Source organism: Sulfurospirillum diekertiae (assembly GCF_002162315.1).
Taxonomy (GTDB): domain Bacteria; phylum Campylobacterota; class Campylobacteria; order Campylobacterales; family Sulfurospirillaceae; genus Sulfurospirillum.
On record NZ_CP021416.1, the window covers coordinates 795,534 to 816,909 of the forward strand.

17 protein-coding genes are annotated in these 21,376 nt (G+C 39.0%); 12 read left to right on the forward strand and 5 right to left on the reverse strand.

Annotated features, from left to right (window positions below):
* Positions 1-210: 210 nt before the first annotated feature.
* From Sdiek1_RS04010 to Sdiek1_RS04025, 4 genes are all read right to left on the reverse strand, one after another.
* Positions 211-1,560, reverse strand: coding sequence for a hypothetical protein (locus Sdiek1_RS04010; protein ID WP_087438004.1), 1,350 nt, complete (start codon positions 1,558-1,560; stop codon positions 211-213).
* 70 nt (positions 1,561-1,630) lie between these two features.
* On the reverse strand, positions 1,631-2,887 hold the full coding sequence (locus Sdiek1_RS04015) for an OprD family outer membrane porin (protein ID WP_087438005.1): 1,257 nt from the start codon (positions 2,885-2,887) through the stop codon (positions 1,631-1,633).
* A gap of 165 nt (positions 2,888-3,052) precedes the next feature.
* On the reverse strand, positions 3,053-3,766 hold the full coding sequence (locus tag Sdiek1_RS04020; protein WP_087438006.1) for a response regulator transcription factor: 714 nt from the start codon (positions 3,764-3,766) through the stop codon (positions 3,053-3,055).
* Positions 3,767-3,782: 16 nt separating this feature from the next.
* Positions 3,783-5,219: a DASS family sodium-coupled anion symporter gene (locus Sdiek1_RS04025; protein ID WP_087438007.1), complete on the reverse strand. Its 1,437-nt coding sequence runs from the start codon at positions 5,217-5,219 to the stop codon at positions 3,783-3,785.
* Between the two features lie 213 nt (positions 5,220-5,432).
* Between Sdiek1_RS04025 and Sdiek1_RS04030 the strand changes: the two genes are divergently transcribed.
* The 3 genes from Sdiek1_RS04030 (at position 5,433) to Sdiek1_RS04040 (ending at position 9,426) form a co-directional block, all read left to right on the forward strand.
* Positions 5,433-7,772 carry an ATP-binding protein gene (locus tag Sdiek1_RS04030; protein WP_087438008.1) on the forward strand — a complete coding sequence of 780 codons (2,340 nt, stop codon included), beginning with the start codon at positions 5,433-5,435 and terminating at the stop codon, positions 7,770-7,772.
* Between the two features lie 89 nt (positions 7,773-7,861).
* On the forward strand, positions 7,862-8,770 hold the full coding sequence (locus Sdiek1_RS04035; RefSeq protein WP_161491981.1) for a cache domain-containing protein: 909 nt from the start codon (positions 7,862-7,864) through the stop codon (positions 8,768-8,770).
* Positions 8,767-9,426 (forward strand): hypothetical protein, encoded by a 660-nt coding sequence (locus tag Sdiek1_RS04040; protein WP_087438010.1) that lies wholly within the window; start codon positions 8,767-8,769, stop codon positions 9,424-9,426. The genes Sdiek1_RS04035 and Sdiek1_RS04040 overlap by 4 nt, the downstream gene beginning before the upstream one ends.
* A 42-nt stretch (positions 9,427-9,468) precedes the next feature.
* On the opposite strand, the gene Sdiek1_RS04045 is transcribed toward Sdiek1_RS04040, so the two are convergent.
* A complete protein-coding gene (locus tag Sdiek1_RS04045) occupies positions 9,469-10,401 on the reverse strand; it encodes a LysR family transcriptional regulator (protein ID WP_238099147.1) in 933 nt (310 codons plus the stop codon).
* A gap of 149 nt (positions 10,402-10,550) precedes the next feature.
* Between Sdiek1_RS04045 and sdhA the strand changes: the two genes are divergently transcribed.
* The 9 genes from sdhA (at position 10,551) to nrfA (ending at position 21,373) form a co-directional block, all read left to right on the forward strand.
* Positions 10,551-12,401, forward strand: a complete 1,851-nt coding sequence (gene sdhA, locus Sdiek1_RS04050; RefSeq protein WP_087438012.1) for an 8-methylmenaquinol:fumarate reductase flavoprotein subunit — start codon at positions 10,551-10,553, stop codon at positions 12,399-12,401.
* Positions 12,401-13,360, forward strand: a complete 960-nt coding sequence (gene sdhB / locus Sdiek1_RS04055) for an 8-methylmenaquinol:fumarate reductase iron-sulfur subunit (protein WP_087438013.1) — start codon at positions 12,401-12,403, stop codon at positions 13,358-13,360. The genes sdhA and sdhB overlap by 1 nt, the downstream gene beginning before the upstream one ends.
* A 3-nt stretch (positions 13,361-13,363) precedes the next feature.
* A complete protein-coding gene (gene sdhE / locus Sdiek1_RS04060) occupies positions 13,364-14,218 on the forward strand; it encodes an 8-methylmenaquinol:fumarate reductase membrane anchor subunit (RefSeq protein WP_087438014.1) in 855 nt (284 codons plus the stop codon).
* A 97-nt stretch (positions 14,219-14,315) separates the two neighbouring features.
* A complete protein-coding gene (locus tag Sdiek1_RS04065; RefSeq protein WP_087438015.1) occupies positions 14,316-15,701 on the forward strand; it encodes an OprD family outer membrane porin in 1,386 nt (461 codons plus the stop codon).
* A gap of 158 nt (positions 15,702-15,859) precedes the next feature.
* Entirely contained in the window at positions 15,860-17,473 is a 1,614-nt protein-coding gene (locus tag Sdiek1_RS04070) for a methyl-accepting chemotaxis protein (RefSeq protein ID WP_087438016.1), read from the forward strand.
* Between the two features lie 117 nt (positions 17,474-17,590).
* The gene (locus tag Sdiek1_RS04075) at positions 17,591-18,301 is read left to right on the forward strand and encodes a sulfite exporter TauE/SafE family protein (protein ID WP_087438017.1); all 711 of its coding nucleotides are present in this window, start codon (positions 17,591-17,593) and stop codon (positions 18,299-18,301) included.
* A 131-nt stretch (positions 18,302-18,432) separates the two neighbouring features.
* On the forward strand, positions 18,433-19,071 hold the full coding sequence (locus Sdiek1_RS04080) for a Crp/Fnr family transcriptional regulator (RefSeq protein ID WP_087438018.1): 639 nt from the start codon (positions 18,433-18,435) through the stop codon (positions 19,069-19,071).
* Positions 19,072-19,295: 224 nt separating this feature from the next.
* Complete coding sequence (gene nrfH, locus Sdiek1_RS04085) at positions 19,296-19,829, forward strand: cytochrome c nitrite reductase small subunit (protein WP_087438019.1); 534 nt, start codon at positions 19,296-19,298, stop codon at positions 19,827-19,829.
* A gap of 11 nt (positions 19,830-19,840) precedes the next feature.
* Positions 19,841-21,373: an ammonia-forming cytochrome c nitrite reductase gene (gene nrfA, locus Sdiek1_RS04090; protein ID WP_087438020.1), complete on the forward strand. Its 1,533-nt coding sequence runs from the start codon at positions 19,841-19,843 to the stop codon at positions 21,371-21,373.
* Positions 21,374-21,376 lie beyond the last annotated feature (3 nt).

A 21,376-nucleotide genomic window follows, 5' to 3' on the forward strand; every position in this document is an offset into this window, starting at 1 on the left:
CATTACGAAAATTTAGATTTTATGATTAAAAAAGAGAGTAGAGAGATGGTTTTCATTTATTTTGCCTGTGAATAACATTCATCATGATGATGGACCAAGTGATTAAAATGATATTGGCGAGCGTAATAATGCCAATGAAAGTATTCATTCTCGTAAATTCTCCTGCTCATATTTTAGGAAAGGAAGGATGAAACCCTTCCTAAAAAACGGTTAACGTGCTGGAACGCGTGTTGAAAGTGGTGAGGGGTTAAACTCAGGCACAATGCGACATTCATGGCTTGGGTCCCATTTTGGATCGAGTGCTTTACACTGCTTTTCAACATCATTTGGTGTTGGTTTTTTACCAGTATCAACCCATGCAAGAAGGGCATTCATAGCAGCTACATATTGAGCATCACTAAGGTAACTGTGTTCTTTGTCATTGGTGTAGAGTTGAACCATGTTTCCAGAATGTCCTGCTTTTGCAACTGTTTCTTCCCATGTATTTGCAAGTTCCACAAAAGCTATAGGGTCATTAATACCGCGTATCGTTAAGATTGGAAGAGCAATATTCCCCGTAGGGTTAGTATCTTTTCCAAAGTCTGCTACAGCCGTTGGATCGGCTTTATAACGAAGGACTTTTTTATTGAGTTCTTCATCATTACTTGAGCCTACATATTTGACAGTTTCATTACCAAAAGGATTTCGACCTTGCAAACGATTAAAGACAATATCTTGAAAATGATGAGTCGCCCAATCAAGATGCCCTTGAATACTTTTTTCAGGAATTTTAATGACATTAACAATAGTTTTGAGATTTTCTTTTTGTTTTGCGGAGCGATTAGCTTCAGGCATATTAAGTCCTAAACATTCATTCACGCGCTCTTTTAGATCTTCTTTACTCATTTTAGTATCTTTAGACGCCAGCCCTTGCCAAAGAGGATATTGGATTTCATTCGCCCTTGGATGGTTCTCGCACACTGCTTGCCAAACGACTCTTAAGTCCAATCTAAAGTCATAAGATTTTGTACCACCCGCTAATACTCCGCTGGTTAAAAGGACAGCATCAATTTTAGGTTCTACTTTTGAAAGTGGACCATCCACTTCAGCCGCACGTGCAGCAACGCCACCACCCCATGATTGACCATGTAAAATTACTTTTTTAGTTTTTCCGACAAGCTTAGAGGCAATAGGTAAAAGGCGTGCAGTATCTTCTGCGGCTGATATGAGTGCTACTCCTCCTTGTCTGTAAGAAGTGACTGCTAAAGCATTGCCACTTCTGACCCAAATAGACCAGCGCTCAAAATCTTCTATAGCCCGTGCTGCTTTTGGAAGCTTTCCAAGAGCTGGACCTCCGTGGGAATGTAGTACAAGATTGCCATTCCAGTTTTTAGGTTTTGCGACCCAATAGTAAGCTCCTGCTTCATCTTTTCCCGACCAGCATAGTGTTCCTTCAGGAAGGTTTTTAACTTCAGTAGGACAAGGTTGTTGTAGGGGCTCTGCAAATGATAACGTGAGAGAGGTGCTTACTAACAGGCAACTTTTGATTAGAATTGATGATAATTTTAGTGTTGATTTCATGATATATTGCTCCATGGCGTTATAATAAAATCCCTTGAAGTATTGCTTCAAGGGTCACAAAAAGGATGTATTAAAATTTATAGTTGGCTTTAAACCATAACTCTTCACCTTTACCTGATCCTGCTGTGGCACTTACAACGGATTCATCGCCCAAGATAGTATAAATCACTTCAGTTTCAAGTCCTTTAAGCGCGCCAGCGAATTTGTAGCTACCGTAAAAATCTGTAATGGTTTGGTTGTTATTTGCAGGAACAGAACTAATATCAAGCTGTGTATAACGAGCACCTGCTTGAAGCCCCACTGCTTTAAAGTTGTAGTTTGCATCAATGCTAAATCCTGAAGTATCAGAACTAAACGTACCAACTCTGACTTGTTTACCTTTGACATAGTTAGGTTGTGCACCACCACCAAGTCCTGCTTTAATTCCCAGATTATCGGTATCATCATTAATCACAGAGTATGCAAAGTATGTTTTGAAATCACCATAGCCAAGGCTGAGTTTTGCACCATACATATAGGCTGCATCATGTTCCATCCAGTCCGTATAAAGGTAATTTCCTGCAATGCCATATGAAAAGGCTCCTGCTGTATTTGCATATTCTGCTTCAAAATAGTAATCATTAAACCCTTTTTTTCGATTGGCATCTTTAGGGGCTTTTGTTAGCAAAGGAGCACTCGCATCATTGTCTAACGTCAAATATTGAAATGTAAGCTCAACATTAGGGATAGATTTATTGACAACCATTGCGGTATATGCAAAATCATGGTCATTATTCAATGGCTCAAATTGTCCTATTCCTCCTTCATCATCCGTCCTATCTTGGTATTTAGTGATGGCACCAACGATAATGCTAGTATTTGGTAAATCTGTATTCGTGACTAAAGCGCCTTCAAAAGATTGCGTGACCATTCTTGAGGTACTGCTACCAATCATTGGCATTTTAATAAATTGGCGACCAACTTTTGCCGTCGTATGGCCAATGGTATAATTGATATAAGCTTCAGAAAGTTGTGTTCCTGAACCATACATATCCCCGCTAAAAACTGTTTTATCGGTTTCTGATGCTTGTGGAGCAGCACTTGTTTGAGTGGTAATACCCATACTCAACCCATAAAATGTACCCGTGATATAACGTAGTTGTAAGCCTGTACTCAAAAGATCTGCACTGGAATTCGCTTTGTCTTTATCACGGTCAAAATACCAAGCGCGAAGCTCACCACTAATTTTTCCTTCCTTGAAAGCATCAGCAAGCGTATCTGCTCCAAATGAACTGGTAGTTAAACCAGCAACTACGATAGCCGCCAAACTAAGGTTAGCGAATTTCATTTTTTCTCCTTAAATAAATAAATTAATTCTCAAGACGAGAGAAGTGTAGAAGAAAAAAAGTTTCTGGAAAGTCGCTTTTTGATATTACTGAAAAATAATTCCATAGAATGACTTAAAAAAGATTTTACATGTAAAAAAAAGAGCAGTAGAGAACACGAAGAGAGATTACGCTAAAAGAATACGATACCCAACGCCTGAAATATTGTCAATGGCCTCTTTCCCTATTTTAGTACGCAGTTTATTGACAAGGCTTTTAAAGGCACTTTCGCTACCCATGTCATCTTCCCAGAGTGTTGTTTGCAGTTCTTCTTTTGATGTCATTCTATTTTTATTTGTAATGAGCAGATCAAGTAGCTTTACCTCTTTTGCAGTAAGAGGATGAATCTTTCCTTGCACATTGATACATCGTTGTTGATAACAGTAGACAGCGCCTGTTGTAAATGTAACATTCAGTGTCTTATATTGAACCACTTTACGAGCAGCTTCTTTAAGCGTTTTTTCTAGCATATTAAAGTCAATTGGCTTCGTAAGATAATCAACTAAAGAGAGTTTGATGGCTTCGAGCAAATAGGTTTTATCGGTATACGCCGTTAAGAGAAAAATTTGTGATTTATCATCACATTGGCGAACCCATTTTACAAAATCAATCCCACTCATCCCTGGGAGATTAATGTCGCAAATAATAATATCGGGTTTATACTCTTGATAAATATTCATGGCTTCTTCGGCAGACTCTAAAGAAAGCACATGTTCACTAAAATAGCGCAATACTTTCGTAATGGTCGTACGAATGGAAGTTTCATCTTCAATGTACAAAATATGTAACGATTTAAGTGTTGTTTGTAACGAAAAATCACTGTCCACATGATATGATGGCATTCATTGCTCCTCTGTTTTAATAAAATCCAACCATTTTCCACCAGGCTAAACCAACAACAATAAAGATAAATTGATTGAGTAAATTAATGATAAATCCAGCACTGTACCACTCTTTTTTACGGATATATCCTGAATCAAATAGAATAATACTTCTCGCGTGGGTATAAGGAGCAAGCGAACCATAGAGGCTACTGGAAAAGCCTAAAAGTAACGCCAAGGGGTAAATAGGAATACCGAGTTTGACGCCTACCCCTAAAAAAACAACGTACAATGCTGCCACTTGTGCAGTACCGCTAGCAAAAAAGTAATGGATATAGGTGTACAGTGCATTGAGTACCACCAAAATAATCACCCAGTGCATGGATGTCATGAAAAGTAAATTGCCACCAATCATGTCGCCAAACCATGTGGTAAAGCCTAGCTTATGTAAAAATTCTGCCATCATCAACAATGCTGAGAGCCAAATGAGAGTATCCCAGGCTGTTTTCTCTGCTTTCACATCATCCCAACTTAGAACACCTGTGACAATAAGCGTGGAAAGACCAATGAGTGCTGTGGTTGTTGCGTGAATATTGATTTGGGCACCAAATATCCATAACCCTAAAATCCCTATAAATGTCGATCCCATGATGATCTCATCACGCGAAAGAGGCCCTCTTTTAGCAAGTTCATTTTGAGCGAAAGAATGCGCTTCGAGAGTCTCTTCTATTTGGGGTTTTAGAATAAAATAAAGTGCAATTGGGACAAAAAAGAATGAAACAAGTGCGGGAATACTTGCTGCTATAAACCAACTGCTCCAGCTTAATTGCACGCCAAAAGCACTTGCAAATTTGACAATTAAAGGGTTGGCTGCATAAGCGGTAATGAAAAGCGTTCCCGTAATGTCATTGATGTGGCTCATACACATAATAAGATAAGTACCCATCTTTTTGCGACTGGTATCTTGGGGGAATGATTGAAATTTATGGGCTAGAACTTTGGTAATAGGATAAATAATACCGCCTGAGCGTGCTGTACTGCTGGGTGTTGCAGGTGCTAAGATAAGATCGGCAAAAGCAAGAGCGTAGGCAAGTCCAAGGGTTCGTTTCCCAAAATAGCGAATCATTAACAGGGCAATACGCTCTCCAAGCCCTGTTTTAATAAAGCCTTTTGCTATAAAAAAAGCAATGACGATCAACCAAATAAGATCGCTGTTAAATCCACTTAGGGCATCAGTGACAGCTTTTTTAGCAGATACAGCTCCCGCTGCTGCACTGATAGCAAATAATGTAATACTCAAAAGTCCAATGGCTCCCATCGGCATAACCGTAAACATAATACATGTGATGGTTGAGAGAAAAATAATTAGTGTATGCCATGAGTGTAATTCTATGGCATCGGGTCTGATAAACCATGCAATAGATGCAATGAGTGCGATGGTAAAAAGAGGGATAATTTTGACATTATCATTCATCTTTAATCCTTACATGTAAAACAAGGTAATGTTATTATAAGCAAAAAAAAGTCGCTAATAAGCTTTTTTTTGTTTGTATGTTATGATAATCCACATGAAGCAATTCCCTTATCTTATTCTCATATTATGCTTAATGTCGTTGAGTTTGTATGCAGGAAATGAAGCTTTTTTTAAATAAAAAAAGAGAAAGCATACATTGATGAAAAAGATACTTTGAACGTTTATGTAGAACCTGATGTCTATTTTTATACGTACACATACGATAATTATCTCAATGGATATGCCATCCATTATTTGAGACTGCTAGCCCGTAAATTGGATGTCAATCTTAATTTTGTTACAGATATCACTCGCGAAGAGGCAAAGCAAAAACTTTCATCCGGTGAATTGGATGTAGCGCTGTTGCCCATTTTTGAATCCTTGGATGAAAATGCGTTTCAACTGAGCCAATTTCCGATTGGTGTTTTACAACCCGCATTGCTCATTCCTAAAATCTATCAAATATCCCCCAAATTAGAGTCTATTGAAAATTTACGCATTGTTATGCTCAGAGGCGATGCTTTTGGCGCAATCATTAAAGAAAAAAATCCTGATGCTCAGATTGAAGTTGTCGACACACTGGATCAAGCGGTCTCAAAAGTTGCACACCAAGAGGTAGATCTTGCTATCGGTTTACATGAGCTATTTCAAACGCACTTGGAGTCGAAAAGAATTACATCTTTGCAAAGCATTCCTTTACGAAATAACGCAGATTTTCCAACACTGAAACTCTCTTTGGCAATGGCAAAAGAGAACATCCTTCTTCTTTCAATTATCAATAAAACAATGGCAGCTATTGATTATAAGGAGTTAGTATTTGCTCGCCAGCGTTTCTTCCATTCCAATGCTTTTCGACAAACAAATATTACGGCACCCCTTAGCGAAGAAGAAAAATTTTCCTTAATGGGAAAGCAAGTCCTCAATGTGTGTGTGATTCCCCATAGTTTACCGTACGGTGACATTGTTGATAATCGCTATGAAGGTATTGGGGCCGATATTGTCACACAGTTAGAGAAGAGTTTAGACACGCCAATTCAGTTGATTCCAACACATTCACGCGAAGAGTCTTTGCAAAAATTATTGAATAAAAAATGTGATTTTATAAGTCTTGATACTCCAACGAAGGATGTAGATGAAAAAATCAATTTTACATCACCTCTGTTACGCGTGCCTTTGGTCGTGCTCACCACGAATGATAGATTGTATCGATCTGATTTTAAAGAGATTGCAGATCGCTCCTTTGTGATGATGAAAGAGCATCCGATGATCCCATCGTTGTTAGAGGCTTTTCCCTCTTTAGATGTAACGTTTGTTGATTCTGAGTTAGAGGGGTTAAAGCTGATCGAAAAAGGTCAATATTATGGCTTTATTACTTCAAATTTTACAGTTTCACATCTGTTTAAAACACATATTGCAAACCATTTAAAAGTTTCGGCACAGCTACCGCTTGAGATGCCTTTAAGTTTTGCCGTTTTGAGCGAAAATCAACTCTTATACTCAATTTTGGAGCATACTTCCTTGGAGGTACTTCAAAATAGTATGGATACGTTGGTGAAAAAATGGGTACCTGAGCATTATCCTAAAGGGTTTGATTATCTGGTTATTTTGCAGTTAGCACTTCTTTTTATTATCTTCTCAGCGATTGCCTTTGCGCTTTATTTTGAGGTGACACTTAAAAATAGTCGCTTAGAAGAAGCCACGGAATCGCTTGATACATTAAACCATGAACTTGAATCACGCATTAAACAAGAAGTTGAAATAAGCCGTGAAAAAGATATGGTGATGTATCGTCAAAGTAGGTTTGCGAGTATGGGTGAAATGATCGGCAATATCGCACATCAATGGCGTCAACCTCTCATGGAATTATCGGCATTGCTTATGGATTTACAAGCGGCGATTCATTTTAAAGCGAAAGTGACTGAACATGATGTTGTTGATACTATTATTGCTTCAAATCGCGTTATTCAGTTTATGTCGCATACGATTGATGATTTTAGAAACTTTTTTTCTCCTCAAAAAGATCTAAATGCTTTTTGCATTAATGAGGTTGTTGCAGAAGCTGTAAACATTATGAAAGCGACATTGCATCATCACCGAATTACCCTTGAGGTCATCACCCATGTACCTATGGCAATAGCCTATGGACTTAAAAATGAGTATGCTCAGGTGATCATCAATCTTATTTCGAATGCAAAAGATATTTTAATTGCACGTGGTGTGGAAAAGGGATGCATTACGATCGAGATTGATGAAAACACTGAATACTCAAAAGTCTCCGTGATTGACAATGCTGGCGGTATAAAGAATGACGATTTACCAAAAATTTTTGAACCATTTTTTACCAAAGAAAAGAGCAATGGTACGGGTATTGGGCTGTTTATGTCTCGCATGATTATTGAAAACAATATGAAAGGCATTATTACTGCTGGCAATGTTGAAGGAGGTGTGGTCTTTTGTGTCACCGTGCCAAAAGCTCAAAAAATTGAGGAGGGAAGTGATGCAAAGCAACTTTAAAGCAACTTTTTTGAGTTATACTCAACACGATTTTAATGACACAGTCTCTTTCAAAAAAGGCTCTTATCGATTTACATGTAAGGATTTTCATGTCTTTAACATTTAATCAGCGCATCGCATTGACTGCCGGTATTCTACTCACCTTTTTCTTAGTGCTTTTTGGATCGGTCTCTTATTTTAAAACAGAATCTTATCTTCAAAAAGAGATTAGAGCGAAGCAAATGAGTAGGATGCAGTCACTCAAAATTGATATTAATGCATGGATGGAACCGAGTATGAGGATGGTACAAGACCTCTCTAAAGAACTTGTACTGTTTGCGCCATTTAACAAAGAAGAGGTCGTTCCTTTACTTGCACGTTCTAAAAAAGCGATCAATGCGGTGCAAGTTTATTTTGGTTTAGAAGATGGACGAATGATGTACGATACAGGTAAAGAACTGAGAAGAGATTGGTATGATCCAAGAACGAGACCGTGGTACAGTAGTGGAATCAGTGCGGATCAGCCTCTGATTGCTGATCCTTTTGTAGGATTTGCAAGCAACCAATTTACGATTGCCATTGCCTCTCCTGTGATGGTCAATGGAAAAAAACAAGGCGTCGTGGCTGCCTCTTTTTATGTCAATAAACTGTACCGTAAAATCAAAGCTATTCATGCTGAAGAGGGATATGCTTATGTGGTTGATGCTTCGGGTAAAATACTCTTGCATCCAGATAAAGAAATGCTCAATCTCTCTTTAGCCGAACAGACAGCTGAATTTAAAAAAATGTATGATTATATGGTAAAACACAAAGAGGGTGCTTATGAAGATCATCATGAACTAATGACCTTTGGCGAACTCTATAATGGTTGGTATATTGTTGTCTCTGTTTCCAAAGACGATGCTTATGCTTTTAGTAACACAATGCTGAAGCTTTTTATCGTTATGGGGACACTGATGATAGCATTGACTGTCATGATTTTAATGAAAATGACTCAAAAGAGTCTGGAGGAGTCATGAAACGGATTATCGTATTTTACTTATTTTGTTTGAGTGTTGTGCACTGTTTTGCTTCACCCGTATCCCTTTCACAAGAGATATATGAAGAAGCAACAAGAATCTCTGAGACAATGCGTGAAACACATTATGATCACCATATTATTATTGATGAAAAGCAAGGGTATTACAGTTTAGATTGTTCGGGTTTTGTCTGTCATATCCTTCAAAAAAAAGCACCTATGTCTTTGAGGGTACTTCCTGTCGATAAACACCATACCCACGCACGCGCTCAAAACTTTTATGATTATTTTAAAAGTTTACAAAACGTCTCTTCTCAAAAAGAGTGGATGCCGATCTTGCGTGTCAAAGATCTTGAAGAAGGTGATATTATCGCATGGAAGTATGATCCTTCTTTGCAAAAAAAAGATACAGGCCATGTTGTGATTGTGCAACAAAAGCCTCTCTTAGAAGAGGGCAATCTTTACCGAATACGTGTGATAGACTCCTCTAAAGGAAAACATGCCAATGACACTAGAGCCAAAGAAAACGATGGCATTGGCAGCGGTGATATGTGGTTTCGAGTTGATGAAAGTGACTATCCTATAGGGCTATATTGGTCAAGCAAAGAGAAAAAAGAGAGTCAACATCCCATTGCTATGGGACGAGCCTTAAAATAGATACAATACAATTTGATGTCCTTTTAATCACCTTTATTGGGATTATAAACTTTTGGCTATGGATAAAAATTCCTGTGCAATTTTTGATAAACGCTTATCTTTTTTATGTGCAAGTACAACGGTACGAGTGAGGAGTGGCTCATCAAGGTTAAAAAGTGTAAGTTTATCTTTTTTATCTTCTTTAATAAATTGAGGGAGGGTAAAACAGGCGCCAATCCCTGAAGCAACGATTGAATTGGCTATATCAAAGGTTTCTGTTTCACAAAATATATTGGGCTCAAAACCTGCTTTCTGAAATATTTTATCATAGATTGGCCGACTTCGTTGAGTACCTTTAGGTAAAATAAATTTCTCATTTTTGAGCTCACTTAATGAGATACTAGGATAGCCTTTACTTCGTTTTTTGCTTTTTTGCGCTATTGGATGTGTTGAAGGCAATGCAAGACAAGCATTTTCTTCTTTTATAACTTTATAACTTAGTTCATCTGAGTGAAGTGGCAATATAAGTGTCGCAATATCAACATCGCCATCGAGAAGCATTTTTTCTAAGTTTAGAGTAGAAAACACTTGCGTAATTTTTATATCAGCATTGGGAAATTTTTTGAAAAACATTGGTAGGGCGTCTGGGATAAAATGATATCCTGTCTGAGAAAAACCAAGTCTTAACTTACCCGTTTTAAAACCAGATATATCATGCATTTGGGTATTTAAATCATTATAAAGCTCTATGATTGAACTCGCTTTTGCAATATAAATTTCACCTGCATGGGTTAAGCTAATGGGTGTGGTACTTCTATCAAAAAGCGGTACTCCCACTTGCTTTTCCAATATATTAATGCTCTGACTTAAAGATGGCTGGGCAATTTTCAGTTTTTGAGCAGCTTTTGTGAAGCTTTTTAGTTTTGCTGCCATGACTACACATTCTATTTGCTTAAAACTCATTGTATATCCCCTTAAATAGATATTTATAAACACTTATAACCATAATTAAAAACCTATGAAATCATATATAAAATAGTCTTTGACTTATGTTTGTAAGTGTATTAATATTTTGCTGTCATTAAATTTAAAATGTATTTAGAAAATATAATTTTAAATTTATAAAACTATTGAGAGGAAATTTTATGACTGAACAGTTTACCCGCAGAGAATTTCTGCAATCAGCCTGTATTACTATGGGTGCATTGGCAGTAAGTACAACGGGTGTTGAAAAAGCTTTTGCTGCAACTTCTGCTTCAACACCTAATACTTCAGGAATGCCAAGTTGCGATGTTTTGATTATTGGTTCAGGTGCTGCAGGTCTTAGAGCTGCTGTTGCCGCACGTAAAAAGAACCCAAATCTTAGTGTCGTCGTTGTCAGTAAAGTGATGCCGACACGTAGTGCCACAACGATGGCAGAGGGTGGTATTAATGGTGTCATTGATTTTAGCGATGGAGATTCATTTGAATCACATGCTAAAGATACCGTAAAAGGTGGTGACTACCTTGTGGATCAAGATACCGCAATGAAATTTGCAACCTACGCAGGTGCAGCAATTCATGAACTTGATTACATCGGTATGCCTTTTTCACGTGATAGCAAAGGAAATGTTGCGAAACGTTTTGCGGGTGGCGCAGCCAAAAAGCGTTGTAATTATGCCGCCGATAAAACGGGACATATTTTGACACATACCTGTTTAGACGATGCGTTAAAACATGGTGTTAAGTTTTTGATGGATCATCATATGTTAGACCTTAGCATAGAAAATGGTCACTGTGAGGGTGTTGTGCTTCGTAACATTCGTACGGGTGACATCGCTCCTGTGCGCGCAAAATCCGTCGTTTTAGCAACGGGCGGCTATACCCGTGTTTTTTGGAACCGAACATCCACACCTTACATCGCAACAGGCGATGGTGCGGCAGCAGCTTTAAGAGCGGGTTTAACGTTTAAAGACCCTGAGATGCTTCAGTTTCACCCGACAGGCGTATGTCATGGTGGAACACTCATTACCGAAGCGGCACGTGGTGAAGGCGGTATCTTATTAAACAACCAAGGCGAGCGTTTTATGAAACGTTACGTTCCTAATAAAATGGAACTAGCCCCTCGTGATATCGTTTCTCGTTCTATTGAGAATGAAATTCGTGAAGGTCGTGGTTTTGGTCATGATATGGAAGCCTACGTTCTCCTTGATGTAACGCATTTAGGTCGTGAAAAAATCATGAGAGAGTTACCTCAAATTCGCCATATTGGTCTTTTATTTGAAAACATGGACTTGATTGAAAAACCAATTGCGATTCGCCCAACAGCGCACTACTCAATGGGTGGTATTGATGTGACGAGTTTGGATACCATGGCGACAACCGCCCCTGGACTTTTTGCAGCAGGTGAAGCAGCCTGTGTTTCCATTCACGGTGCAAACCGTTTGGGAGGTAACTCCTTATGTGATGCAACTGTTACAGGAAAAATCGCAGGTATTAATGCAGCAGAGTATGCGGCAAAAGCGGATTTTGGTGCTGGCAAACGCCTTACCGACTTGACTCTAAAATGGATAAGCCACTTTAAAGAGATTACAAGCTCAAACAAAGGCAATGTCAATGACATGTATGCCCTTCGTGAAGAACTGGGTGCTGCAAACTGGTATAACATGGGAATTTTCCGTACCGAATCAAAAATGCTTGCCCTTGCTGACAAACATGCAGAATTACAAGCACGTTATGACGCGCTTCGTATTCCAAACGCAAACCCAATATGCAATACAGCATTTACAGAGTATGTAGAGCTTGGCAATTTACTCCTTGCATCACGTGCGGCACTCATGGGTGCTACGGCACGTAAAGAGTCACGTGGTTCGCACTTCAGAGAAGATTATTTGAAGCGCGATGATGCCAACTTCTTAAAACACTCGATGGTCACGATGGATGAGAGCGGTAAAATGCACTTAGCTTGGAAAGATGTCGTGGTAGGTCAGTTTAAAATTGAAGAGAGGAAATACTAATGAAATTTATCATTGATCGCTTTGATGGCAAAAAAAATTATCAACAAACGTATACGGTTGAGAAAAAGGATATTGAAGCATTAACCCTTCTTGGGACACTTCTTTTTATTAAACAACATCTTGATCTTACGCTCAATTTTACAGCATCCTGTCGTATGGCGATTTGTGGTGCGTGTGGTGTACGTGTCAATGGGCACTCATACCTTGGTTGCGACACTAAAATGACAGAGCTTTTTGAAGAGTACAAAGATGCTGACACGTTCCAGATTTCTCCACTCGCAAATTACACAGTGCTTTCTGATCTTGTCGTAGATTGGGAGCCTGCAATCGAGAATTTACGTAAAATAAAACCGGGTCTTGTCGCCAAAGATAAATTCTCAGAAAAAGAGGGTTGTGTTCAAAATCAGGAAGAGTACGATCGTATTGTCAAACAGTGGGATTGTATTTTATGCGGTGTATGTGCTTCTGAGTGTAATAAACTTACTGCAGATCGCAGTGATTATATGGAACCTTTTGTCTTTACACAAGCATGGCGTGTGGCGAACGATTCGCGTACAAAAGATCCAATGATCCATGTCAAACCAGCCGTAACAAACGGTTTATGGAACTGCGTACACTGTCAAGAGTGTGCCAATCGTTGTCCTAAACATATTAGTGCTGCGGATGATATCGCAGGACTCCGTGCATTGGCATTAAGAAAAGGCCTCAACAGTGGTGTTGGTCCAGCGCATGCTAAATCGTTCTATACAGATTTAGTGGAAGATTCAGGTCGATTGAATGAAATTCGTCTAGCACTAAGAACTGAAGGTATGAGCACCGCACTTCGTGCAGGAACCGCTATTACCCTTATGCGTGCAGGCAAAATGAACCCACTCGAAGTCTTTGGTGGTCATGAAATTGAAGGTCACAAAGACTTAGTAAAAATGATTGAAGCAGCACATGCTGCAAACAAGGAGTAACGTATGCAAAAAGAATTTGCTTTTTTCCCTGGATGTGTGCTTACTCAAGCCGCGATCGAAGCTAAAATGTCGCTTGAAGCTATAGCTCCACTATTGGATATCAAGCTCAAAGAGATTAAGGGATGGAGTTGTTGTGGTGCTTCTCAAGCGCAAGATGTTGATCCATTGGCAACGTTAGTTGCAAATGCACGAAATCTAGCTCTTGCTGAACAGATGAATCTACCTATGCTTACAACATGTAGTACCTGTTTATTGATGTTACGCCGTGCAAAAGCACAGCTTGATGGTGGCGAAAAAGAGCGTATCAATACGTTTCTTGCTAAAGGGAATATGAATTATAAAGGTACGAGTGAAGTGACCAGCCTTCTTTGGGTCTTGGCTCAAAATGCAGAGCTGATTAAGTCTAAAGTAAAAAAACCTCTCACAGGTCTTAAAGTAGCGGTTTTTTACGGTTGTCACAGTGTGAGACCTGAAAAAGATTTAGGTTTTGAAAGCTCTGTCAATCCAACCAGCTTTGAAACAGTTGTGAAAGCATTAGGCGCAGAAGTCGTCCCTTTTGCAAAACGATTAGATTGTTGTGGATTCCATGCGGTCTATCCAGCTGAGAAATCGGTTATGAAAATGACCAGTGGCATTGTCAATAGCGCCGCAGAATCAAAAGCCGACTGTGTGGTAACGCCATGCCCATTGTGTCAAATGCAATTAGACATCTACCAAGATGATGCACAAGATACAACGAAGTCAAAAGCACGTGTTCCTGTCCTTCACCTTTCTCAATTGGTAGGCTTAGCGCTGGGTGTTCCTGCTAAACAATTAGGTCTTGATTACAACGTTATTAATACGAGTAAATTAGGATAACGCTTCTAAACCCACTCTACATATACCTTTTAGAGTGGGTTAATCTTCTTTACATGTAATGTTAGTTGCCTTTTATAAAACACAAAAGGATGTAAGTATGAAATTGGTAAAACTTAGTCTCGTAACGATTGTTATAGCAAGTATGGCATCAAGCTCTTTTGCAGCAGATACGCTTGCTGATGCATTCAAAAATGGTAAAGTAAGTGGTGAACTTAGGGCATGGTATTTTGATAAAGATACGGAAAAATTGGATACGCAAAATGTCACTATGAACGGAGTGACGTATAAACTTCCCAAAGGTGTTAGCGATGATACTGCTAAAACGGGCAATATTTTAAATACCGTTGCAATTTTAAATTACGTCACGGACACCTTTTACGGATTTAATCTTGGTGCAACATTCCAAGCCAGTGCGGCACCGTTTGTTGATGCTGAGGGCAAAACGGCTTATGCCAGCGATATGTATGGTTCAGGTGCGGTTCTCTCAGAAGCGTACTTAGGGTACAAGATTGGTAAAACCAATGCTAAAATTGGTCGCCAATACATTGCAACGCCTCTTGTTAATGGTAGTGGTTCTCGCATCGTAAGAGAGTCCTTTGAGGGTGCAACGATTGTCAATACAGACATTCCATCAACAACCCTGATTGCAGGCTTTGTGGATAAATTCCAAACACGAACAAGTTATCAAACAAAAGGTGATTTAGGCGGTGATGCTCCAAGTTTTAACAAACGCGCTATTTTTAACGGTGTTTCAGCATCCGATACCTACCAATTTGATGATGCTTACACCATTGCGGTGATCAATAAATCCATTCCCCACCTTGCGTTAACAGCCCAGTACGCTACGGTCGGTGATGTTGTTGCCGCAAACACAGAAAATGTCAATCTTTACTACACCGATGCTAATTATGTACTGCCTATGAACGGCTTTAAATTAGGCTTTTATCTCAATTACCGCGGTTCTAAAACAGACCTAAGAAGCGGTGCTGTGAACAATGTAGATACCGTCTATTATGATGGTTCCCAAACAGCGGCACGCATCTCTATCAGTGAGCTTGCAGGCTTTGGCTTAGCAGTCACTGCAGCAACCAACAGTAAAGATGATGCGGTCATCGCAGGTATGGGTAATGGTGCGGCAAGTAGTACCGCAACATTGGTTAAAGCCAGTAGTCCATCATTGCGTGCCAATACAGACTCTTATCGTATTGATTTGACGTATGATTTCTCAAAATTAGGCGTAACAGGTCTTAAAAGTATTTTACAATACGCAGAGGCTAATCAAGATCGCGTCAAACAAGCCACAACCAGTGCAGATTACACTTCCTACGCTGGAGGCATCAGCTACGATGTTCCTGTACTTAAAGGCTTGAGTTTAGAGCTTATCTATGAAAAACAAGAAGTTGAAACAACACGTTATTCAAACAATACTAAATACGATTGGGATTTGAATGAGCTTCGATTTAAAGCAAATTACAAATTCTAATTTTGCAATAAATCATCATTCTTTGGTATTTTGAAAAAGCGAAGCGGTAGGGTCTTTACAAAAGGCGCTACCGTGTTAAAACTATTTCGCGTAGGGACATTTATTTCCGTCCAAATGTGTTACAATTCACGCACTATCTCCTCTTTAAAGGATTTTCCATGACCCTTTCAAAACAGCTTCTTGTGATGTTGCTCTCAGCCATTATTGGTGCTTCTATCATCTATGGAATCAGTCTTCTCAAAATGGATCAGATATACACCACAACAACAACGTGCCAAAGAACGACTTTGCCTAGTATTTTAGTGCTGGACGATATGCAAAGAGGTTTTTATCGGATCAGGCTTTTGCTGTGGGAACACATTGGAACGGAAGTGAGTAATCACGAAGAGATAAAAGCCTTAGACGACAAGTATCGTACGTATCGCGGGGCATTTGAAGCCAATTTAAAAAATTATGCGATATTTGTTGCCGATACCAAAGAAAAAGAGATTTATGAAAAAGAACAACAGTTGTATGCGATTTATATTGCTATGGCTGATAAAGTTCTTCAAATGTCGCATGAAAATAAAAAAGCAGAAGCCAAAGAATTTATGCTCAAAAATCGAAAAATGTCGATGAACTTAACCAATACGGTCGATGAACACCTCAATTACAATAAAAAACTCTCCGAAAACAACGCTCAAATAGCACGTGAGACCAAACAAACCGCTAGCGTTGAAATGACCGGTGTCATTCTTTTGGTCATTTTTCTCACGGTAATTTTAAGCTACTTGATCAAAAACAACATCATGCAAGGCGTACACCTCATTCGAGACAGTATCACCAAGTTCGTCAAAGAAAAAGAGCTCAAATTTAGAATCAGTTATACTAAGAACAATGAGATTAAAGAGATTGTGGAAAGTTTTAATGATCTTGTCAGCACTTTGGAAAACACCATTGTCGATGCGAAGCAATCATCGAATGAAAATGCTTCGGTTTCCCATGAACTAAGTACCACCAGTATGCAAATCGGACGCAATGCAGAACAGAGCTCCGTCATTGTGGAGAACACCATTCAAGAGATTTCAACGATTAAATCCTTTGTGCAAGAAACCGCTACTCTTTCAGAGAAAATGAAACAGAACATTGCCACAGCAGGCAGTCGTTTGGATGAGGCTAAAAATGAAGTCATTACCCTTCGCAATGAAGTCGAATCTGCCAGTCAAGCCGAAACTGCTTTAGCCCAACGCTTAGATCAGATGAGTCATGATGCCGAACAAGTCAAACAGATCTTAACGGTTATCTCCGATATTGCCGATCAGACTAATTTACTTGCGCTTAATGCCGCCATTGAAGCAGCGCGTGCAGGTGAACATGGACGCGGATTTGCTGTCGTTGCCGATGAAGTACGAAAACTAGCCGAACGAACACAATCCTCTTTAACGGAGATCAATGCTACGATCAATGTCATTGTTCAATCTATTATTGATTCATCAGAACAGATGGGACGCAATGCCAAAAATATTCAAAGACTATCGACTGTTTCCAGTGGTGTTGAGACCACCATCTTAAGTACAACCCATGTGATGGAAGAGAGTGTAGCTTCAGTGACACAGAGTGCTCAAAACTCACAAAAGATTGCACGTGATACCGATAAGATTGTGGATATGGTCTCAAATATCAATACCCTTATCTCTCAAAATGCCAGAAGTGTTGAAGAGATCGCTTCTGCGGCTGATCATCTCTCACGTTTGGCTGAAAATCTTAACAATAAGCTTCAACAGTTTACATAAACATGAAGTTAAAAAAAGTACAGCAACGAAATTCAATGAGGTATACATCATAAAAATATTTTGTAAAGGGCTTTTACGCTCAGTCATTTATTGCTTACATGCGAGGAAGCTAATGTAATGGATGCATTTATTTTGGGATGTATTAGTTTTTGTACGTCGGTTATAACAGGGGTTATTGGCGTAGGGGGTGGACTATTACTCATCGCGATACTTCCATCATTTTTACCCGCCAATGATCTTATCCCTATCCATGGGTTAAATCAAATTACAAGTAACGTGTCAAGAGCTTATTTTGGATATAAAAATATACAATTTCAAGTTATACCAAAATTTTTAATAGGTTCATTGGTTGGCGTTGGAACATTTGCCTGTTTTTTAACAATGATATCGCTTACGTATATCCCCTTGTTTATAGGCACGTATATCTTGTTATCATTATGGTCACAAAGTTTCAACAACAAAATAACAAAATATGAAAACTATTATGTCATTGGCTTTTTTCAAACAGGATTATCTGTTATTGTGGGTACAACGGGACAACTTGCAATGGTCAAATTACTGAAAGAGTTCAAAGATAAAGATAAAGTTATTGCTACCTCAGCACTTCTTATGAGCCTGACACACATCTTGAAAATTATCGTTTTTATCTATTTTGGGTTTGTTTTTCACGACTATCTTAGTATTATCATTAGCATGATTATCGGCTCAATTTTAGGCTCTTATTGTGGATCCAAATTAAGAGATAAAATAAAGGGTGAAAAATTAATTTTTGCCTTAAAAATATTACTTTCTATGTTAGCAGTGAAAAGCATTCTAAGCATTATCTAATTTATAGCTACGCTCCTCTACATGTAATTAAAATCTTGCACGTGAATCAAGAAAAATATTTCTACTTTAAAGAAAGTTCTAATCATGCTTAAGTTAGGATAGCTTAACTTTTAATCTAAAGGCTTTATATTATGGATCGTATTCGAACTGTTTCATGCTTTTCAAAACTGAACGATGAGCAATTGGAAAAACTCAAGAAGATTTCTGTTATCAAAAAGTTTAAAGCTAAAGAGATTCTATTCTATGAAGGTGACGAGCCTATTTATCTGTATGTTCTGCTTCAAGGCACGCTGAAAGTTTACAAAACCAACCACAAAGGACAGCAGATCTTTTTGCATCAGTTTTATCCTGGCGGCTTAGTGGCAGAGTTGGCTAATTTTGAAAATATTCCGTACCCTGCAACGGCGGAGTTTATGAGTAACAGTGAAGTGCTTCGCATCGACTACAAGGCATTGGAGCATGACTTTTTCAAAAATCCTGAGATCTCCTTTGAAATCATCAAAAGCCTCATTGCTAAACATAAAATCCTCATTGATGTCATTCAAAAAGAGGTCATTTTAACGGCTGATGCCAAAGTGGCAAAGTTTATTTTAGAAAATGGCGAACTCTTTAAAACGCTCAAAAATACCCAAGTGGCTTCCATTTTAAACCTGACTCCCGAAACACTCTCTCGCACCCTTTCCAAATTCAAAACCTCAGGGCTCATCGAGCTTGACGAGCAGCATCACATTCACGTTCTTAAGCCTCAAAAATTGGAAGAAGTCCTCTAGCCTTTTAGACATTTTATTGACATAGGTCAATGTTTTTTTTCGCCTTTCTTTATACAATACCCGAAAGCTTTCAATAGATTATTTTATTAAAGATATATTAATAAAAATAGGAGGTTGTGAGTCTTGGTTCGAAGTTGGCGTTGTTCCTTTACATGTAAAAGAACACAAAACATTAGATTTCTTATGCGAAGTTGGTTTCGTAAGGCATCTATGAAGGAGGAAATGTGAAAAGTAGTAATTTCCTAAAGTACACGGCACTCTTGGTTTTTGTCATAGCCATAGGCTTTTTTGCCTACATGGTGCATGCATCCAAAGCGCTGTCGTATCTCTCCCATGATCCCAAAGCCTGTATCAACTGTCACGTCATGAATACGCAATACGCAACATGGCAACACAGTTCACACGCTGAGCGGGCTGGGTGTATCGATTGTCACTTGCCACGGGATAATATGGTCAATAAGTACATTGCAAAAGCACGCGATGGGTATAACCACAGTGTTGCTTTTACGTTCAATACGTACAAAAATGCCATTAAAATCAGTGATGATGGAGCGAAGAGAGTTCAGGAGAATTGTATTTCGTGTCATGCGAGTTTAACCTCACAAATGGTTAAAAATGCCGATGCAAATCACAATTATGACGATCCAAGTGTAGCAACGGGCAGACGTTGTTGGGAGTGCCATAAAGGTGTACCGCATGGTAAAGTCAGAGGTTTGACGACTACGCCAAATAATCTTGGCGTTAAAGAAGTTCAGTAAAAGGAGAAATAATGATGAAGTTTAAAGTGTTACTTGTTGGCTCATTGGTCGCTATCGGCGCGATGGCATTACTGGCTGGCAACATAACTGAAAAAGAGAAACAAAGAGTCGAATTGGCTAAAGCTCCAAGTGAAGCAGGCATCGGAGGTAAAGCAAAAAGTGAAGAGTGGGCAAAATACTACCCAAGACAGTTTGATTCTTGGAAGCAAACCAAAGAACAAGATAATCTCAAAGATATGCTTGCTCAAAAACCTTACCTTGTTGTTGCATGGGCTGGGTATCCTTTTTCAAAAGATTATAACGCTCCACGTGGTCACTTCTATGCTATTCAAGATAACGTTAACTCCCTTCGAACAGGGGCTCCAACCGATGCAAAGACAGGTCCTTTGCCAACCGCATGTTGGACATGTAAATCACCTGATGTTCCTCGTTTGATTGAAGAAGATGGTGAATTAGAATACTTTACAGGTAAATGGGCAAAATACGGCGCGCAAGTGGTTAATCCAATTGGCTGTGCAACCTGTCATGATGACAAAACAGCGCAGTTAAGCGTTCGTGTTCCTCATCTTAATCGTGGCTTGCAAGCAGCAGGGCTTAAAACATTCGAAGAGTCTACTCACCAAGAGAAACGCTCTTTAGTCTGTGCGCAATGTCACGTAGAATACTACTTTAAAAAGACAGAATGGAAAGATGCCAAAGGCGTTGATAAAACAGCCATGGTGGTGACCCTTCCTTATGGCAAAGGTTTAACCGTAGAAGCGATGGAAAAATACTATGATGAGATTAACTTCTCTGACTGGGTACATGGTATTTCTAAGACACCAATGATTAAAGCGCAACACCCTGATTGGGAGCTTTGGAGAACGGGAATTCACGGACAAAAAGGTGTTTCATGTGCCGATTGTCACATGCCTTATACGCAAGAAGGTGCTGTTAAATATTCTGATCACAACATTGGAAATCCTCTTAAAAATATGGATAAAAGTTGTATGAACTGCCATAGAGAGAGTGAAAATAAACTCAAAGGTATCGTACAACAAAAAGTAGAGCGAAAAGATTTCATGATGGATATCGCGTTTGATAATATTGCAAAAGCGCATCTTGAAACAGGCAAAGCGATGGAAGTAGGCGCAAGTGATGATGAACTTAAAGAGATCCGTACACTCATCCGTCATGCTCAATGGAGAGGTGATATGGCCATTGCAGGTCATGGTGCATTCTTCCATGCTCCTGAAGAGGTCTTAAGGCTTTTGGGATCTGCGAATGAGCAAGCCCAACAAGCACGCCTTAAATTGGTCAGTGTTCTTGCCAAACATGGTGTGATGGATTATATAGCACCTGATTTTGATACGAAAGAAAAAGCACAAAAAATCGCAAAAGTCAATCTCCAAGCTGAGATTGATGCAAAGTTGAAATTTAAAGAAACGCTTGAGAAAGAGTGGAAAAAAGAGGCAGCTGCTAAAGGCAGACTCGCTCCAAATTCCGTTGCTCTTGATCCTTCTGTTGATGTTAAATCTTCTTACTTCGACAAAACTAAGAAGTAAATT

What these genes read in the sequence shown, in the direction of transcription:
- nrfA (WP_087438020.1), top strand. Translation starts at nt 19,841, where the DNA reads ATGATGAAGTTTAAAGTGTTACTTGTTGGCTCATTGGTCGCTATCGGC.
- Sdiek1_RS04035 (WP_161491981.1), top strand. Translation starts at nt 7,862, where the DNA reads ATGTCTTTAACATTTAATCAGCGCATCGCATTGACTGCCGGTATTCTA.
- Sdiek1_RS04075 (WP_087438017.1), top strand. Translation starts at nt 17,591, where the DNA reads ATGGATGCATTTATTTTGGGATGTATTAGTTTTTGTACGTCGGTTATA.
- Sdiek1_RS04040 (WP_087438010.1), top strand. Translation starts at nt 8,767, where the DNA reads ATGAAACGGATTATCGTATTTTACTTATTTTGTTTGAGTGTTGTGCAC.
- Sdiek1_RS04065 (WP_087438015.1), top strand. Translation starts at nt 14,316, where the DNA reads ATGAAATTGGTAAAACTTAGTCTCGTAACGATTGTTATAGCAAGTATG.
- Sdiek1_RS04070 (WP_087438016.1), top strand. Translation starts at nt 15,860, where the DNA reads ATGACCCTTTCAAAACAGCTTCTTGTGATGTTGCTCTCAGCCATTATT.
- sdhA (WP_087438012.1), top strand. Translation starts at nt 10,551, where the DNA reads ATGACTGAACAGTTTACCCGCAGAGAATTTCTGCAATCAGCCTGTATT.
- Sdiek1_RS04020 (WP_087438006.1), bottom strand. Translation starts at nt 3,766, where the DNA reads ATGCCATCATATCATGTGGACAGTGATTTTTCGTTACAAACAACACTT.
- Sdiek1_RS04015 (WP_087438005.1), bottom strand. Translation starts at nt 2,887, where the DNA reads ATGAAATTCGCTAACCTTAGTTTGGCGGCTATCGTAGTTGCTGGTTTA.
- Sdiek1_RS04025 (WP_087438007.1), bottom strand. Translation starts at nt 5,219, where the DNA reads ATGAATGATAATGTCAAAATTATCCCTCTTTTTACCATCGCACTCATT.
- sdhE (WP_087438014.1), top strand. Translation starts at nt 13,364, where the DNA reads ATGCAAAAAGAATTTGCTTTTTTCCCTGGATGTGTGCTTACTCAAGCC.
- Sdiek1_RS04010 (WP_087438004.1), bottom strand. Translation starts at nt 1,560, where the DNA reads ATGAAATCAACACTAAAATTATCATCAATTCTAATCAAAAGTTGCCTG.
- sdhB (WP_087438013.1), top strand. Translation starts at nt 12,401, where the DNA reads ATGAAATTTATCATTGATCGCTTTGATGGCAAAAAAAATTATCAACAA.
- Sdiek1_RS04080 (WP_087438018.1), top strand. Translation starts at nt 18,433, where the DNA reads ATGGATCGTATTCGAACTGTTTCATGCTTTTCAAAACTGAACGATGAG.